A 303-nucleotide genomic window follows, 5' to 3' on the forward strand; every position below is an offset into this window, starting at 1 on the left:
CCCCCGATTTGCTGGCCTATCGCAACGCGGGCGCTGTGCTGATTGCCCTCAAGACCGAAGAGAAAATCCTGCCCGCCTCAGTCGTCAAGCAGGTGGCAGATGACCGAGCCGCAGAAATCGAAGAGCGTGAATTCCGCAAAATCGGCAAGAAAGAGCGCAAGGAAATTCGCGAGCGGGTCGCAGAAGAGCTGCTGCCACGCGCTTTCAGCCGCAGCCGTGTTACCCGGGCCTTGGTCGAGCCGCAAACCGGCTGGGTGTGGGTTGATACCTCCAGCGCTTCGCGTGCCGAAACCCTATTGTCGC

At 60.7% G+C, this 303-nt stretch carries 1 protein-coding gene; it reads left to right on the plus strand.

Going from position 1 to position 303, the window contains the following annotated elements:
* The coding region (gene rdgC / locus PZA18_RS24515; RefSeq protein ID WP_284103498.1) for a recombination-associated protein RdgC at positions 1 to 303 on the plus strand (303 nt) is incomplete at both ends.

Source organism: Parachitinimonas caeni, from assembly GCF_030129945.1.
GTDB classification, from domain to species: domain Bacteria; phylum Pseudomonadota; class Gammaproteobacteria; order Burkholderiales; family Chitinimonadaceae; genus Parachitinimonas; species Parachitinimonas caeni.